The following is a 14,100-nucleotide window of genomic DNA, read 5'->3' as shown; positions in this document are numbered from 1 at the left end:
TTTGAAATGGCATATACCCCTATAAGGTATACATTCAAGAGGAAAAGCATGGCTAAAGGTGCAGTTGATCAGAAAATAAACCGGCTCCGTCGTATAGAAGGACAGGTTCGTGGAATCGCGCAAATGGTGACCGATGATCGCTATTGCATGGATATATTACATCAGGTGCAAGCGGTAAAATCAGCGCTCGCAAAGGTGGAAAGCCAGATATTGAAAGATCATGCGGCTTGCTGTGTGAACGAAGCAATTGCGTCCGGCGATCCAGCGCAGCAGCAAGAGAAATTTGCCGAGCTGGTTGATTTATTCGAGAAAGTGAAGCGGTGAAATGGAGCAAAGCATGATAGGAAAAATTGCAGGAACATTGAGAGAAACTTCGTTTGCCGGAGTGCTGCTTGCCTCGCTAGCCGGCTGTTCTATGGCGTCCCAGGCGGCGACTTACACGATGTACCGGGATGCCGGTTGTGGCTGCTGCCTGAAATGGGCGGACCACGCGGAGGAAGGCCTGAACGCGACCGTGACTGCGGAGAATGTGCCTGATCTCAACATGGTCAAAGAGCTGCACGGCGTGCCGGTCAATCTGCGCGCCTGCCACACGATGATCGTCGACGGCTATGTGATCGAAGGCCATGTCCCGGCAGAAGCAATCCGGAAATTGATCGAGGACAAACCGAAGGATGTGCTGGGCCTGGCCGTTCCCGGCATGCCCATGGGATCGCCCGGCATGGAGCATCCCACGATGAAACAGCCCTATCAGGTGATCGCGTTCGGCCCCAAAGGACAGCGGGTATTTGCGAGTTACAATTAACCACCAGGCGGTTTCGAAATATCGACGTCCTGAACTGCGGATTGCTGTTTATCGCGAGCACCGGTGCGGTATCCGTGTTCAAAGCGGTCTATATCGACAAACGCGAAATAAAATGCTCCTGCGTCGGTGGCGATAGCAAATTACCGCTGGGCTTTGTATCGCTGACCGAGAATGTGATGATGATCGGGATGGCGGTGTGGATGACGTATAAAATGTTACCGATTTAAATCCGCTCTTTCCTACACCCGCCCCAATCACCTAAGCTCAGGACCGGCTCTTTGACAGATTGGATCAGACACCAGCCTATCAGCGGCCGGACGCGCTCGGTCGTTTCCCGTTTAAACTTCGCCCGCGCTTGAGGTGGTGTGATACTGAATCAATTTCAGCACAGGCCATTTGCGACTTTTCGCAATGCAACAACCAAGCCACATTGTCATTGCGAGGAACGAAGCGACGAAGCAATCCAGAGTCATGCGCGCCGCTCTGGATTGCCGCGCTGCGTTCGCAATGACCGGGAACGGAAGAGTGTGAACTCGTGTGAACCTCCGCCGCGCGATATGGGATTGCAGTGAAGACAATTTGTGAAGTTGGACGCGGTGAAATGACGTCCTTGGCCCAAACTTTGACAAACTTTGGGATTGGAGCGGTTTCACCAGAATGTCCTTCGGCAAGCTCAGGACGAACGGGTTTTATTGCCGTAGCGGGGGCGCGGCCCTGATGGACGAGACGCGTTTCAGCATGTTTTCTTCCCCCTATGGCAGGAGGTTATGCAACTGGTTCGACCTGGGCAACCGTCAGCTTGCTTGACTTTACATGTTCGCGCCACGCAATGAACAGACCTGAGCCGATGATGATCGGTGCGCCAAGCCAGATCGACAGACCGGGATATTGGCCAAATATCAATATCCCGAACATCGTCGCCCAAATCAGCGCGGTGTAATCCATCGGCACAATGGTTGACACGGGAGCGTAGCGCAGCGACTGGGTTATCGTCAGCTGACCCAACGCCCCGAACATCCCGATACCGAGCAGATAGAGCCATGTTCGCGGTTCATGTCCGCCGCCGTAAATATAAGCACAGATCGCCAGCGCGGGGAGGGTGTAGACCGAGAACCAGAAAATAGTCACAATGCTGGTTTCGGTGCGGCCCAGCATGCGAATGACCAACGTCACCGATGCGGTAACCAGCGCGCCGACCAGTGCCACCGAAGCGCCAAAGGCTGGGATCAATGTTCCACCCGGCTGGATAACAATGAGAACGCCAACAAAGCCGATTAAAATCGCCGACCAGCGCCTGATGCCGACTTTCTCACGCAGGATCAATGCGGCAAACAGGGTTGCGAAAATCGGTACGGTGAAACTAATGGTGGTGGCGTCAGCGAGCGGCAATAGCATCATCGCCCAGAAGTTGAGGCCCATCGCGAAGATACCAAGAAAGGACCGCAGTATATGGAGTTTATGCTTGTTTGATTTGATCGCAGGCCATCCCGCTTCGCTTCGCCAAATGAGAAAGCAAATCAGCGGCATCGCGGTCAGCTGTCGGTAAAACAGGCTCTCGGTAACATGCACACCGTCTTGACCCGCCAGTTTGACGAATGCGAACATGATTGCTAGCGAAAGCATCGCACCCAATCGGGTCAATATCCCGGCAATGGGGCGATTTTGACCTAAGGCGTTGTCGTTCATAGATTATGGCCAATAAAGATAGGACCGCAAGAGTTGTGCATTGCTGCGGTAAATAGCATATAGCTCGCAAAAGCAATCAGGAGTCTGTTCAATGCGCACCGTTACCCATGTTTTAGCTTCCGGAGGGACTGCTACAGCTACCCGTCAAAGTGATATTTTCGATCCCAATAATGGCGGTATTCAAGGCAAGGTCGACCTTGGCGATGCAGCGACTCTGGATAAAGCGGTGCAGTCGGCACTGGCGGCGCAACCGGAATGGGCCGCGACCAATCCGCAGCGCCGCGCGCGGGTGTTCTTCAAGTTCAAGGAGCTTGTTGAAACGCATATGGATGAACTGGCCGAAATGCTGTCCCGCGAACATGGCAAGGTGATTGCCGACAGCAAGGGCGATGTGCAGCGCGGTCTGGAAGTTATTGAGTTTTGCTGCGGCATCCCGCACGTGTTGAAGGGAGAATATACGCAGGGCGCTGGTCCCGGCATTGATGTTTATTCGATGCGCCAGCCGATCGGTATTGGCGCAGGCATTACCCCGTTTAACTTTCCCGCGATGATCCCGATGTGGATGTTTGGTCCGGCAATCGCGACCGGCAACGCGTTTATCCTGAAGCCATCCGAGCGCGATCCTTCTGTCCCTGTTCGGCTATGTGAATTAATGCTGGAAGCGGGTCTACCGGAAGGCATTTTGCAGTGCTTGCAGGGTGACAAGGAAATGGTCGATGCGATTTTGGACCATCCCGCGATTGGCGGAGTAAGCTTCGTTGGCTCCTCCGATATCGCGCATTATGTTTACCAACGCGGCGTCGCAGCTGGCAAGCGGGTGCAGGCCATGGGCGGGGCGAAAAATCACGGTATTGTTTTGCCGGATGCAGACATGGATCAGGTTGTGAACGATCTATCCGGTGCGGCTTTTGGTTCGGCTGGTGAACGCTGTATGGCGCTGCCGGTTGTTGTTCCTGTCGGCGAAGATACGGCCGAACGCTTGCGCGAAAAAATGATCCCGGCAATGGCAGCTTTGCGAGTCGGTATCTCTACCGATGAAGAAGCCCATTATGGTCCGGTAGTTAATCCGGCGCACAAACAGCGCGTGGAAAACTGGATACAAACCGGCGTTGACGAAGGCGCGGAACTGGTTGTCGATGGGCGTGGGTTTTCGTTGCAGGGTCATGAAGAAGGCTGCTTCATAGGACCGTCCTTATTCGATCATGTGAATCCGGAAATGGAAAGCTATAAAGAAGAGATTTTCGGGCCGGTCCTGCAAATCGTTCGCGCCAAGAATTTTGAGGAAGCCCTAGAACTACCCAGCAAGCATCAATATGGCAACGGCGTCGCGATCTTCACCCGCAACGGCCATGCGGCTCGCGAATTTGCGAGCCGCGTGAATGTCGGCATGGTCGGTATCAATGTACCAATTCCGGTTCCGGTCGCCTATCACAGCTTCGGCGGCTGGAAGCGCAGCGCATTTGGCGACACCAACCAGCACGGCATGGAAGGCGTGAAATTCTGGACTAAAGTCAAGACAATCACCCAGCGCTGGCCCGACGGCACAGCAGACGGTGATAACAAGGATGCTTTTGTTATTCCGACAATGGGGTGAGAAAAAATGAACTTCGCTAGATCATTGATTGGTACAATCGCTTTGCTCAGTTCGGTAGCCGCTGCACAGTCAGCTGCGGCGCATATGGTTGACGGCAATTGTTCCGAATACTCAAACATGCTGGTAGAATATCCAGATGGTGTGACCGCATATAAATTTGAAGATGCAGGGTCGGTTTGGCTCTGTTTCAAATTGCCTGAAGGCAGCTATCCATCGGGAGAATTAATTCTGTCTACCCCGGAGCTGGAGCAGCCACTGGTTATTCATTTTTCTGCGCAACTTGGTGAATGGCAACTTGGTGACAAGGATGCTGAACCCAAAGTGGCAACAAGCGACAAGTGGTGGAATAACAAGGATTGGATTGGAACTGTTTCGCGGTTTAACGGAATGGAAGAATTTGAGGGTGAACCCAGTCCTCGTTTTCTGAAGGCTGATGCCCAGGAGCTTCAGTTTTCCAAGAGTCGATTTGGCGCGGGGGAGTGGCGGCTGAGTGGGGCATTATGGGCGGTGAATTCGAAAGAAAGCGGCCTGAAACGATTGAATATTTCACCAGAGGGGCAGGAATATTTGACCTTCATGGTAACAAAATAGTTTTCCAACTTTAGGTTGGGCATCAGGTTCAGTCTCAATCTAGGACAGAAAGGTTAATAGCGTAGCAAATTCGCGGATTGCGTAGGACAAGGATGCCATGATCGCGTTGTCACCTCGCGGATTACTATTGCTTTTGCTGCTGGTCGGGTTTCTCTATGCCGCACCGCGTTTTGCTGCGCCTGCTCAGGAACCGATAGCCGCCGCAGATCCGACGGTTCAATCCGACAAACGCATTGCTTTTAGTTTTGATGATACACCGCGCGGGGCAGGAGCTTTTCTGGAGAAGGACGAGCGGCATGAGCTGCTCATAGAAGCTCTCGAAACCGCTGGCATTGAGCAGGCTGCTTTCTTCATCAATCCGGGACGCATTACACCTAGCGACCATGATGCAGAGATCGTCATGGCTTATGCGAAAGCGGGCCATGTGCTGGCCAATCACACCGCCCATCACAGCAAATTAGCTTCCACCTCGGTCGAGAAGTTTCTGGCCGATGTTGATGAGGCTGCGGAATGGCTGGAGGGTAAACCTAATTTCCGTCCCTGGTTCCGATTTCCGCATCTGGATGAGGGCAGCAAAGACAAGGCGAAACGCAATGCCGTTCGCAAAGCCCTCAAACAGCGCGGTCTGATGAATGGCTATGTTACGATCGACGCATCAGACTGGTACATGGAGGACCTTGCACTGGCGGCCTCGAAATCTGGTAAGTTGATCGATTGGAATGCGCTCCGGGATCTGTTTGTTGAATCCTATGTCCAGTCTGCCAATTTTTCTGATGATCTGGCGCGCCGGACATTGGGCCGCGCGCCAGTGCAGATGATTCTGCTTCACGAAACCGACTTGGCCGCAATGTTTGTCGATGATCTGGCCGAAGCGCTCAAAAAAGACGGCTGGATCATTGTTTCTGCTGATGAAGCCTATCGCGATCCGATTGCTTTTATGGAACCGGATGTAGAATTTGCTGACGGCACCCGTACCCAGATGCTGGCGGCGGAGCGAAAAGTCAGTAATCGCTGGTATGAACGCAATGATCAAAAAGTAGCAAAAAAGCTATTTGCCGAGAGGGTGTTGCACGAGTAGGTCTTTTGGCCATGAAAACAAAAAAACTCTTATACAGCCTGACCATCGCGATAGCCGTTCTGGGTGCCGCACCGGTCCAGGCACAAACCCCGGAACAGCTCGCTCAGCAAGTACTCGCGAAAAGCCCGGTCATTGATGGGCATAATGATGTGCCGGAACAAATTGCCGAACGGTTTGACAGCGATTTTTCCAAATTTGATTTCCGCAACACGTTGCCTAGTCCGGGAACCAAACCAAAGCCGATGCACACCGATATCGCGCGGCTCCGCATGGGTAAAGTGGGCGGACAGTTCTGGTCGGTCTGGATCGATCCCGAATTGCCCAAATATGAAGCTGTTCAAAAGGTGATTGAGCAGATTGATATTGTTCACCGGCTGATCGAAAAATATCCCGCTGATCTGCAACTTGCATTGAATGCTGCCGATATTGACGCTGCGCAGAAAAACGGCCGGATCGCCTCGCTTATTGGCATGGAAGGCGGGCATTCGATTGGTAATTCGCTCGCGGTATTGCGACAGACCTACACGCTCGGCGCGCGTTATATGACGCTGACACATTGGAAAACCCTCGATTGGGCCGACAGCGCGACCGACGCACCCAAAGGCGATGGATTGTCCGAATTCGGTGTTTCAGTGGTGCAGGAAATGAACCGGCTTGGGATGATCGTGGATATCAGCCATGTTTCGGAAGCCACAATGAATGACGCGCTGGATGCAACGAAGGCGCCGGTCATTTTCAGCCACAGCTCGGCTGATGCGGTGACCAGGCATCCGCGCAATGTGCCTGATCCGGTGCTCAAGCGTCTGCCCGCCAATGGCGGAGTGGTGATGGTGACTTTCGTGCCATCCTATATCAATGCTAAAAACCGGGATTGGGATGCCGCCCAAAAAGCCGAGGAAGCGCGGGCAGCGGCATTATTTCCAGGAAGCGTTGCGGATCGCGAAGTCTGGATGACCAATTGGAATTCCGCCAACCCGATGCCGCCGGCAACCGCGAAGGATGTCGCCGATCATATTGATCACATCCGCGATATCGCAGGGATTGATCATATCGGTATCGGCGGAGATTATGACGGCATCACCTTCACCCCCGATGATCTAGGTGATGTCTCGACCTATCCCGTGCTCTTTGCCGAATTGGCAAGCCGGGGATATAGTGCCGCTGATCTTACAAAGATTGCGCGGGGCAATGTCCTGCGGGTATTGCGGGGCGTCGAATCAACCGCCGCAAATATGGCCAAGAACAAGAACGGACTATGACCCAATTTTCCCTGAACGAAGACCAGCTTGCCATTCAGGAAATGGCCCAGAAATTCACCGCTGATGCGATTACACCCCACGCTGCGCAGTGGGATGAGGACCATATTTTCCCGCGTGATGTAATCAAGCAAAGCGCTGACCTGGGTTTCGGGGGAATTTATGTGTCCGAGGAATCGGGTGGAATCGGACTTGGACGGCTCGAAAGCGCGATCATCATGGAGGCGATGGCCTATGGCTGTCCGTCAACCAGTGCCTTTATTTCAATCCACAATATGGCGGCGTGGATGATCGACACGTTCGGCTCGCAGCCGGTGAAAGACAAATATCTGACCGATCTGGTCTCCATGGAAAAAATCGCCAGCTACTGCCTGACCGAGGCGGGTGCCGGTTCGGATGCGGCATCGCTCAAAACCAAGGCGGTCCGGGACGGCGATCATTATGTCGTCAACGGCTCCAAGCAATTTATCTCTGGCGGCGGCGAGAATGAAATTTATGTCACTATGACGCGCACGTCGGATGACGGCGCAAAGGGCGTGACTTGTCTGGTGATAGAAAGGGATATGGAAGGCGTTTCATTCGGAGCGAATGAGAAGAAGCTTGGCTGGCATTCCCAGCCCACGGCGCAGGTGAATTTCGACAATGTGCATGTTCCGATCGAAAATCGCGTTGGTGATGAAGGGGAAGGGTTCCGCATTGCGATGGCCGGTCTGGACGGCGGAAGGCTCAACATTGGCGCCTGTTCGCTAGGCGGAGCGCAGCGCTGTCTCGATGAAGCTGTAAACTATACCAAAGAGCGCAAGCAATTCGGCAAGGCGATATCCGACTTCCAGAATACCCAGTTCATGCTGGCCGATATGGCCACCGATCTGGAGGCCGCGCGCGCATTGCTCTATCTGGCTGCCGCCAAAGTGACTGAAGGCGCACCTGATAAAACAAAATTTGCGGCCATGGCCAAGCGGCTGGCGACCGACAATGGATCGAAAATTGTAAACGACGCGCTCCAACTGTTTGGCGGTTACGGCTATTTGCAGGACTATCCTATCGAGCGGTTCTGGCGCGATTTGCGGGTGCACTCGATCCTCGAGGGCACGAACCAGGTCATGCGCATGATTGTATCGCGTGAGATGTTGCGGCAGTAGTCGTAGCTTGTAAAAACAGGATTCGAAAAGAAAAATGACCGAAGATCTAATTATCCGGAAATCCGGGCGTGTCGGCCATATCAGCCTGAATCGGCCAAAGGTTATCCATTCACTTAACCTTGAAATGTGCATGGCGATGACAGACGTGCTGTTGGAATGGAAAGACGACGATAGCGTGGACGCGATCATCATTGATCATAGCGAAGGCAGGGGTTTCTGTGCGGGCGGCGACATCGCCATGCTCCGCGAATCTGGAATGAATGACGGAAAAGAAGGCCGCGAATTTTTCTACAAGGAATATCAGCTCAACCATCTGCTGTTCGAATATCCCAAACCGGTGGTCGCTTTCATGGACGGGATCACGATGGGCGGTGGCGTCGGTATATCGCAACCAGCCAAGTATCGTGTCGCGACCGAAAATACCCGGTTTGCCATGCCTGAAACGGGAATCGGATTGTTTCCGGACGTTGGCGGAGGCTGGTATCTATCGCGGCTGGAAGGGCGATTGGGTCAGTTTCTGGCACTCACCGGAGCGCGTCTCGACGGTGCGGAGTGCAAGGAGGTGGGGATTGCCACCCACTATCTGCCATCGGAAGCGTTGCAAGAAGCAAAGGAGCGCATTGCCGAAAAACCCGACCGGATTGAAGGTATATTGGGACAGTTATCCGATACCCCGCCGGAAGCGCGTATTGTCAAAAACCTGGACAAGATCGACCGTCTTTTTGCCTCTGATGACTATGAAGAAATTCTCGCTGATCTGGAAGCCGAGGGATCGGAATGGGCTGATAAAGAGCGCGACACTTTGGGCACGAAAAGCCCGCAAACCTGCAAGGTCGCTTTGCGGCAACTGAAAGAAGGCGCGGCGATGGAGACATTTGCCGACGAGATGCGTAATGAATATCGCATCGGCTATCATGTGCTTGTGCGGCACGACTTTCTGGAGGGGGTACGGGCGCTTATTGTGGATAAGGATAATGATCCGAAATGGAATCCTGCAACGCCGCAAGAAACCAGCGATGCATTAATCGACGAAATATTTGCTTCGCTTCCTGATGGGGAAGAGTGGGAGCCACTGGCTTAAAAGGAACATATCATGAGTTACGAAACAATATTGGTAGAGCAACGTGGTGCGGTAACGCTGATTACGCTCAATCGGCCCAAGGCGCTGAATGCGCTCAACAGTCAGGTGCTGGATGAGTTGATCGACGCCTTTGCCGCCTATGAGGGGGATGATGGCCAGCGCTGTGCTGTCCTGACCGGTAGTGGTGACAAGGCTTTTGCGGCGGGTGCGGACATTAAGGAAATGTATGACAAGGCTGCGGCTGATTTCTATCTGGAAGATTTCTTCTCCAAATGGACCAGCCAGATTGTAAAAACGACCCGCAAGCCCTGGATCGCGGCGGTGAACGGTTTTGCGCTCGGGGGCGGGTGTGAACTCGCGATGATGGCGGATTTCATCATTGCTAGCGATAACGCCAAATTCGGACAACCGGAAATCAAGCTTGGCGTTGCGCCGGGTATGGGCGGGTCACAGCGGCTTACGCGTGCTGTAGGTAAATCCAAATCGATGGATATGTGCCTGACCGGCCGGATGATGGATGCCGAAGAAGCTGAGCGTTCGGGATTGGTGGCGCGGGTGGTGCCGCTGACTGAATTGATTGACGAAGCCGTGAAAGCTGCTGCTGCGATAGCTTCCATGCCGCCCATGGCCGTGCAAGTGAATAAGGAGATGGTGAACGCCGCCTTTGAAACCATGCTCGACCAGGGGTTGCTGCATGAGCGACGGCTGTTCCAGATTTTGACGGCGACCGAGGATAAGAAAGAGGGCATGGCGGCCTTTATCGAGAAGCGTGAAGGCAATTGGAAGGGGCGCTAAAAATGAAAATCGGATTTATCGGACTGGGCAATATGGGCGGCGGAATGGCCGCTAATCTGGCAAAAGCAGGGCACGAGGTTCATGCTTTTGACTTGTCCGGCGAAGCGTTGGCCAAAGCAGGTGCGGCGGGATGCCATCCGGTTAGCGACGCAGCTGATGCAGTGAAGCATATGGAAGCGGTGGTCACCATGCTGCCTGCGGGCAAGCATGTGCGTTCGGTTTATGCCAATGATGTTGTGATTAACGCAGGACCGGGAACGCTGGTGCTGGATTGCTCCACCATCGACGTCGATAGCGCGCGCGATGTCGCCGAAATGGCCAAAGCCAAAGGCATATTGCCGGTTGATGCGCCCGTTTCAGGCGGCATTGCGGCTGCTAATGCCGGTACGCTGACATTCATGGTTGGCGGCAGCGAAGAAGCCTTCAAACGCGCCGAGCCGATCCTGTCAGATATGGGCAAGGCCGTTATCCACGCTGGCGACAGTGGCGCGGGGCAGGCGGCTAAAATCTGCAACAATATGCTGCTCGGCGCATCCATGATCGCTACCTGCGAGACTTTTAAAATGGCCGAGAAGCTGGGCCTCAATCTCCAGACGTTCTACGATATTTCTTCCAAAGCATCTGGTCAGAATTGGTCGATGACCAGCTATTGCCCGGTTCCCGGCGTTGGTCCGCAAAGTCCGGCAGACAATGGTTATACAGGCGGATTTGCTGCTGCTTTGATGCTCAAGGATTTGCGGCTTGCGATGGAGGCAGCGGCAAGCGCAGGCGCTGAAGTCCCGATGGGCGCAGCAGCCGCCAAGCTTTACGAGCAATATGCCGAAACCAACGAACAGGGCGGTATGGATTTTTCCGGTATCATAAATATGCTCGGCAACAGCTAAAGCCCTATGTTGCCGACATGGATGATCGTGTGCTCTGTATCAGCGGGCGTTGCCGTTATTTCCGAAATAGGAAATCGCAGACGGAATAATCGCAAGGATATCGACAAAGTCGGCTTTATGCCGTGGTCATTTGTCACCGCTATGGCGCTGCTCGTTTTCGGCATATCAGTGGCGCTTGGAACCGGCCTCATCTCGACCGAATAAAACCGCCGCCTAGAGACAAGCCTCTAGCAATGGCTGATCAAAGCCATATTGGCGCGCTTTATCTAGGGTATAGGGGCGCAGTCCAGCTGATTGATATTCACCAATAATCTTGCCGTCGGCATCTTCATCGATATATTGATATTTGAACAATTCCTGGGTCACGATAACATCGCCCTCCATCCCGATGACCTCGGTGATATTGGTAGTGCGACGTGAACCATCACGCAAACGTTTCACCTGAACGATCAGGTCAACCGATTCAGCAATCTGCCGTGAAATAGCCTCTTTCGGAATCTTGATGTCACCCATGAGGATCATGTTTTCCATACGACCGAGGCACTCACGGGGAGAGTTGGCGTGGAGTGTACACATCGAGCCATCGTGGCCCGTGTTCATGGCGGCCAGAAGATCGAAACACTCCGCGCCACGAATCTCGCCGAGGATGATACGGTCGGGACGCATGCGCAGGGCGTTTTTCACAAGATCGCCAATGGTAATCGCGCCTTCACCTTCCAGGTTTGGAGGGCGGGTCTCAAGCGGCAACCAGTGCGGTTGCTGCAAGCGAAGCTCAGCGGCATCCTCAATCGTCAACACGCGCTCGCCGGGATCGATCATTTTCGACATGGCGTTGAGCATCGTCGTCTTACCAGAACCCGTACCGCCAGAAATGACGACATTGAAGCGGCAAGCACCAGCGATTTTCAGCGCTGTACACATCTGGACGGACATGGAACCAAAGCCCTGCATCATATCGAGAGTAATCGGTTTTTCGGAGAATTTACGAATTGAGATCGCGGTGCCTTTAAGGCTGAGCGGCGGAACAATAACGTTCACACGAGAGCCATCAGCAAGGCGCGCATCGGCAAGCGGCGTGGTTTGGTCGACCCGGCGGCCAACCATGTTCACGATACGCTGTGCGATCTGGAAAAGATGCTCTTCATCGCGAAACTGGATCGGCGCGATTTCGAGCTTACCTTTGATCTCGATATATGTCTGTTCCGGGCCGTTGACCATGATATCCGAAATATCAGGGTTTTGCAGAAGCTCTTCGAGCGGTCCGAAACCGAGCAATTCATCAACCAGAACCTTTTCAAGCGCGAATTGTTCGCGGCGGTTCAATGTCAGTTTGAGCTCGGTCAGCACTTCCATGATTATCGGGCGGAATTCTTCGGTCAGCTCTTCCTTGTTAAGCGTTGCCGCAGCCTCGGGATCAACCCGTTCCAGCAAACGGGGAAGTACTTGTTCCTTGATTTTGTGAACGGAAGCGCCAAAGCCCTCGTCCTTGTCGCCTGCTTCCGCGAGCGGCTGAGAGCGCTCGGAAAGCCGCGCCATCGCATCGCTTTCTTTGGGAGAGGGATTATCGGCTTTTTGCTGTTCACCTGGCAGCGGAACGGAGTCGATTGGCGGAAATTGCTCGCCGCCTTCTGAGCCGTGCTTATTGTCGGTTTCACTATTGTCGGAACCTTTGGAACCGCCGCCGTTCATCGGTTTTGCGACACCAAAAGATGGCCTGTTGCCACCTAGTCCATTCTTCTTGCCAAATGCGCTCATGTCTCTCCGCCGGAAATAGTTGTTTCCAAGTGATCAGCGGTTCTTTTCAACGAAAATGGTTAATGTTCGGATAACAAATAGCGAGCAATTTGCCAAAAATGTGCAGCTATCCTGCATGTTTTACCGGTTGTATCTTGCAGGATAGGCTGCAATCAGACGGTTTACAGCAAATCGGAATCTCCTCAGTTGAATATCCAGGACACCAAAAAATTTATCCTCCCGGGCAGCGGCGTGACGCTTGCACTTGTTGCCTTTACCGGTTTCCCGCTCGGCGATGTTCTGGTGAAGACGATGGCCGGCGACTGGCCTGTGCCTGCAGTTGCAGCCTTTCGTTTTTCCATCGCAGCCATTGCCTTGGCGCTGTTGCTTTGGCTGAAAGAGGGCCGGAGTGGTTTTCGGATTAACCGACCTTGGTTGCACGCGGCGAGAGGATTGGCATTGACCGTCGGCACTATAACGTTCTTTTCAGCTATTTATGTCATGCCGCTGGCGGATGCTGTCGCGATATCTTTTATCAATCCGATGCTAACGGCGTTGTTCTCTGACTGGTTTCTAAAAGAGAAGATGCGTCCGGCGACCTGGATCGCGACGATTGTTGCTTTTGGCGGCGTATTGATCATGCTTCGGCCCAATATCGCTGCCTTTGGCTGGGTAGCCGTTCTACCCCTGATTGCGGCTGTGGCCATGTCATCGATGATCATATTAAACCGGATGGTTTCAACTCAACGTTCAATCTTCGCAGCGCAATTTTACATTGCGTTCTGGGCGTCGGTATTTCTCACCATCGCGGCCGTGATCGGGCATTGGACGATTGATGTCATGTACGTGCCCGGTCTGCCGGATTGGAGCGTGGTCATCAAATGCGGTATTATAGCAATTACCGCCACCTGCTGCCATTTTCTGCTCTATATGGCGACGATGCGGACCACGGCAGCGGTAATTGCGCCTTTGGTCTATATTCAACTGATCATCGCAACGATATTTAGCGTAACTGTTTTTGGTGATGCAATTGATCGGGTAGCGCTGATCGGTGGGGCTTTGATCCTGCTAAGTGGTGTTTTCCTTTGGCGCAGTGAGCGCCGAGCGACAACGGTGTTGGAGGCTTAGTGCCGGCCAAGCAGTTGCTCCGCATCAAGTGCGAAAGATATGTTCAGGAAACGGCCTCTGCCAATACCGTCAGACCCGCTTCGTTTACTTCTGCAAAGCCGCCCTGAACGGTGATTGTTTCAGGCGTACCGCCTTCTGTGGCATAAATAACCAGATCGGCATCACGGATCGTCGACATCACCGGCGCGTGTTTGGCGAGCACACCAAAGTCGCCCTCTGTACCGGGCACAACCACCATGAATACATCTTCCGACCGGACGAGCTTTTCAGGGGTTACGAGTTCGAAATGTAGGTTTGCCATTTTCTGCCTCTTCAAAGCCCTCTCC

General features: G+C 53.4%; 15 protein-coding genes and 1 pseudogene. 13 read left to right on the top strand and 3 right to left on the bottom strand.

Translation table 11 applies throughout. The features are described 5' to 3' along the window. Positions 1 to 48 precede the first annotated feature (48 nt). From HF685_RS06680 to HF685_RS06670, 3 genes and pseudogenes are all read left to right on the top strand, one after another. Positions 49 to 324, top strand: a complete 276-nt coding sequence (locus tag HF685_RS06680) for a metal-sensitive transcriptional regulator (RefSeq protein WP_168818847.1) — start codon at positions 49 to 51, stop codon at positions 322 to 324. A gap of 13 nt (positions 325 to 337) precedes the next feature. Continuing rightward, positions 338 to 805, top strand: a complete 468-nt coding sequence (locus HF685_RS06675) for a DUF411 domain-containing protein (protein ID WP_168818846.1) — start codon at positions 338 to 340, stop codon at positions 803 to 805. A gap of 44 nt (positions 806 to 849) precedes the next feature. Beyond that, positions 850 to 1,032, top strand: a pseudogene (locus tag HF685_RS06670) (glutaredoxin); the annotation flags it as partial. Between the two features lie 538 nt (positions 1,033 to 1,570). On the opposite strand, the gene HF685_RS06665 reads toward HF685_RS06670, so the two are convergent. Next, positions 1,571 to 2,491, bottom strand: coding sequence for a DMT family transporter (locus HF685_RS06665; RefSeq protein ID WP_168818845.1), 921 nt, complete (start codon positions 2,489 to 2,491; stop codon positions 1,571 to 1,573). Positions 2,492 to 2,582: 91 nt separating this feature from the next. Here HF685_RS06665 and HF685_RS06660 point away from each other — a divergent pair, with 91 nt between their 5' ends. From HF685_RS06660 to HF685_RS06620, 9 genes are all read left to right on the top strand, one after another. After that, positions 2,583 to 4,085: a CoA-acylating methylmalonate-semialdehyde dehydrogenase gene (locus HF685_RS06660; protein ID WP_168818844.1), complete on the top strand. Its 1,503-nt coding sequence runs from the start codon at positions 2,583 to 2,585 to the stop codon at positions 4,083 to 4,085. 84 nt (positions 4,086 to 4,169) lie between these two features. Then, a complete protein-coding gene (locus HF685_RS06655; protein ID WP_168818843.1) occupies positions 4,170 to 4,676 on the top strand; it encodes a hypothetical protein in 507 nt (168 codons plus the stop codon). A gap of 97 nt (positions 4,677 to 4,773) precedes the next feature. Continuing rightward, positions 4,774 to 5,754, top strand: a complete 981-nt coding sequence (locus HF685_RS06650) for a polysaccharide deacetylase family protein (RefSeq protein ID WP_168818842.1) — start codon at positions 4,774 to 4,776, stop codon at positions 5,752 to 5,754. 11 nt (positions 5,755 to 5,765) lie between these two features. Beyond that, positions 5,766 to 7,013: a dipeptidase gene (locus HF685_RS06645; protein WP_168818841.1), complete on the top strand. Its 1,248-nt coding sequence runs from the start codon at positions 5,766 to 5,768 to the stop codon at positions 7,011 to 7,013. Further along, on the top strand, positions 7,010 to 8,152 hold the full coding sequence (locus HF685_RS06640; protein ID WP_168818840.1) for an acyl-CoA dehydrogenase family protein: 1,143 nt from the start codon (positions 7,010 to 7,012) through the stop codon (positions 8,150 to 8,152). Before HF685_RS06645 ends, HF685_RS06640 begins: the two co-directional genes overlap by 4 nt. Before the next feature lie 34 nt (positions 8,153 to 8,186). Next, a complete protein-coding gene (locus HF685_RS06635; protein ID WP_168818839.1) occupies positions 8,187 to 9,233 on the top strand; it encodes an enoyl-CoA hydratase/isomerase family protein in 1,047 nt (348 codons plus the stop codon). A gap of 12 nt (positions 9,234 to 9,245) precedes the next feature. Beyond that, the gene (locus tag HF685_RS06630) at positions 9,246 to 10,028 is read left to right on the top strand and encodes an enoyl-CoA hydratase-related protein (protein ID WP_168818838.1); all 783 of its coding nucleotides are present in this window, start codon (positions 9,246 to 9,248) and stop codon (positions 10,026 to 10,028) included. Between the two features lie 2 nt (positions 10,029 to 10,030). Next, entirely contained in the window at positions 10,031 to 10,912 is an 882-nt protein-coding gene (mmsB, locus tag HF685_RS06625; RefSeq protein ID WP_168818837.1) for a 3-hydroxyisobutyrate dehydrogenase, read from the top strand. A 21-nt stretch (positions 10,913 to 10,933) separates the two neighbouring features. Beyond that, the gene (locus HF685_RS06620; RefSeq protein WP_211051412.1) at positions 10,934 to 11,116 is read left to right on the top strand and encodes a hypothetical protein; all 183 of its coding nucleotides are present in this window, start codon (positions 10,934 to 10,936) and stop codon (positions 11,114 to 11,116) included. A 9-nt stretch (positions 11,117 to 11,125) separates the two neighbouring features. On the opposite strand, the gene HF685_RS06615 is transcribed toward HF685_RS06620, so the two are convergent. Beyond that, positions 11,126 to 12,667: a TadA family conjugal transfer-associated ATPase gene (locus tag HF685_RS06615; protein ID WP_168818835.1), complete on the bottom strand. Its 1,542-nt coding sequence runs from the start codon at positions 12,665 to 12,667 to the stop codon at positions 11,126 to 11,128. Between the two features lie 231 nt (positions 12,668 to 12,898). On the opposite strand from HF685_RS06615, the gene HF685_RS06610 reads away from it, so the two are divergent. Then, complete coding sequence (locus HF685_RS06610; RefSeq protein WP_168818834.1) at positions 12,899 to 13,774, top strand: DMT family transporter; 876 nt, start codon at positions 12,899 to 12,901, stop codon at positions 13,772 to 13,774. 43 nt (positions 13,775 to 13,817) lie between these two features. Here HF685_RS06610 and HF685_RS06605 read toward each other — a convergent pair whose 3' ends face one another. Continuing rightward, positions 13,818 to 14,075: an ATP synthase F1 subunit epsilon gene (locus tag HF685_RS06605; RefSeq protein ID WP_168818833.1), complete on the bottom strand. Its 258-nt coding sequence runs from the start codon at positions 14,073 to 14,075 to the stop codon at positions 13,818 to 13,820. Between the last annotated feature and the right edge of the window lie 25 nt (positions 14,076 to 14,100).

This window comes from Parasphingorhabdus halotolerans (genome assembly GCF_012516475.1).
GTDB classification, from domain to species: Bacteria; Pseudomonadota; Alphaproteobacteria; order Sphingomonadales; family Sphingomonadaceae; genus Parasphingorhabdus; species Parasphingorhabdus halotolerans.
Note: the sequence above shows the minus strand (reverse complement) of the source record. Positions and strands in the feature narration are given on the sequence as shown.

Bases quoted from the DNA above. Each gene is read 5' to 3' on its own strand.
- HF685_RS06680 (WP_168818847.1), top strand. From the start codon at position 49: ATGGCTAAAGGTGCAGTTGATCAGAAAATAAACCGGCTCCGTCGTATA.
- HF685_RS06675 (WP_168818846.1), top strand. From the start codon at position 338: ATGATAGGAAAAATTGCAGGAACATTGAGAGAAACTTCGTTTGCCGGA.
- HF685_RS06665 (WP_168818845.1), bottom strand. From the start codon at position 2,491: ATGAACGACAACGCCTTAGGTCAAAATCGCCCCATTGCCGGGATATTG.
- HF685_RS06660 (WP_168818844.1), top strand. From the start codon at position 2,583: ATGCGCACCGTTACCCATGTTTTAGCTTCCGGAGGGACTGCTACAGCT.
- HF685_RS06655 (WP_168818843.1), top strand. From the start codon at position 4,170: ATGGTTGACGGCAATTGTTCCGAATACTCAAACATGCTGGTAGAATAT.
- HF685_RS06650 (WP_168818842.1), top strand. From the start codon at position 4,774: ATGATCGCGTTGTCACCTCGCGGATTACTATTGCTTTTGCTGCTGGTC.
- HF685_RS06645 (WP_168818841.1), top strand. From the start codon at position 5,766: ATGAAAACAAAAAAACTCTTATACAGCCTGACCATCGCGATAGCCGTT.
- HF685_RS06640 (WP_168818840.1), top strand. From the start codon at position 7,010: ATGACCCAATTTTCCCTGAACGAAGACCAGCTTGCCATTCAGGAAATG.
- HF685_RS06635 (WP_168818839.1), top strand. From the start codon at position 8,187: ATGACCGAAGATCTAATTATCCGGAAATCCGGGCGTGTCGGCCATATC.
- HF685_RS06630 (WP_168818838.1), top strand. From the start codon at position 9,246: ATGAGTTACGAAACAATATTGGTAGAGCAACGTGGTGCGGTAACGCTG.
- mmsB (WP_168818837.1), top strand. From the start codon at position 10,031: ATGAAAATCGGATTTATCGGACTGGGCAATATGGGCGGCGGAATGGCC.
- HF685_RS06620 (WP_211051412.1), top strand. From the start codon at position 10,934: ATGATCGTGTGCTCTGTATCAGCGGGCGTTGCCGTTATTTCCGAAATA.
- HF685_RS06615 (WP_168818835.1), bottom strand. From the start codon at position 12,667: ATGAGCGCATTTGGCAAGAAGAATGGACTAGGTGGCAACAGGCCATCT.
- HF685_RS06605 (WP_168818833.1), bottom strand. From the start codon at position 14,075: ATGGCAAACCTACATTTCGAACTCGTAACCCCTGAAAAGCTCGTCCGG.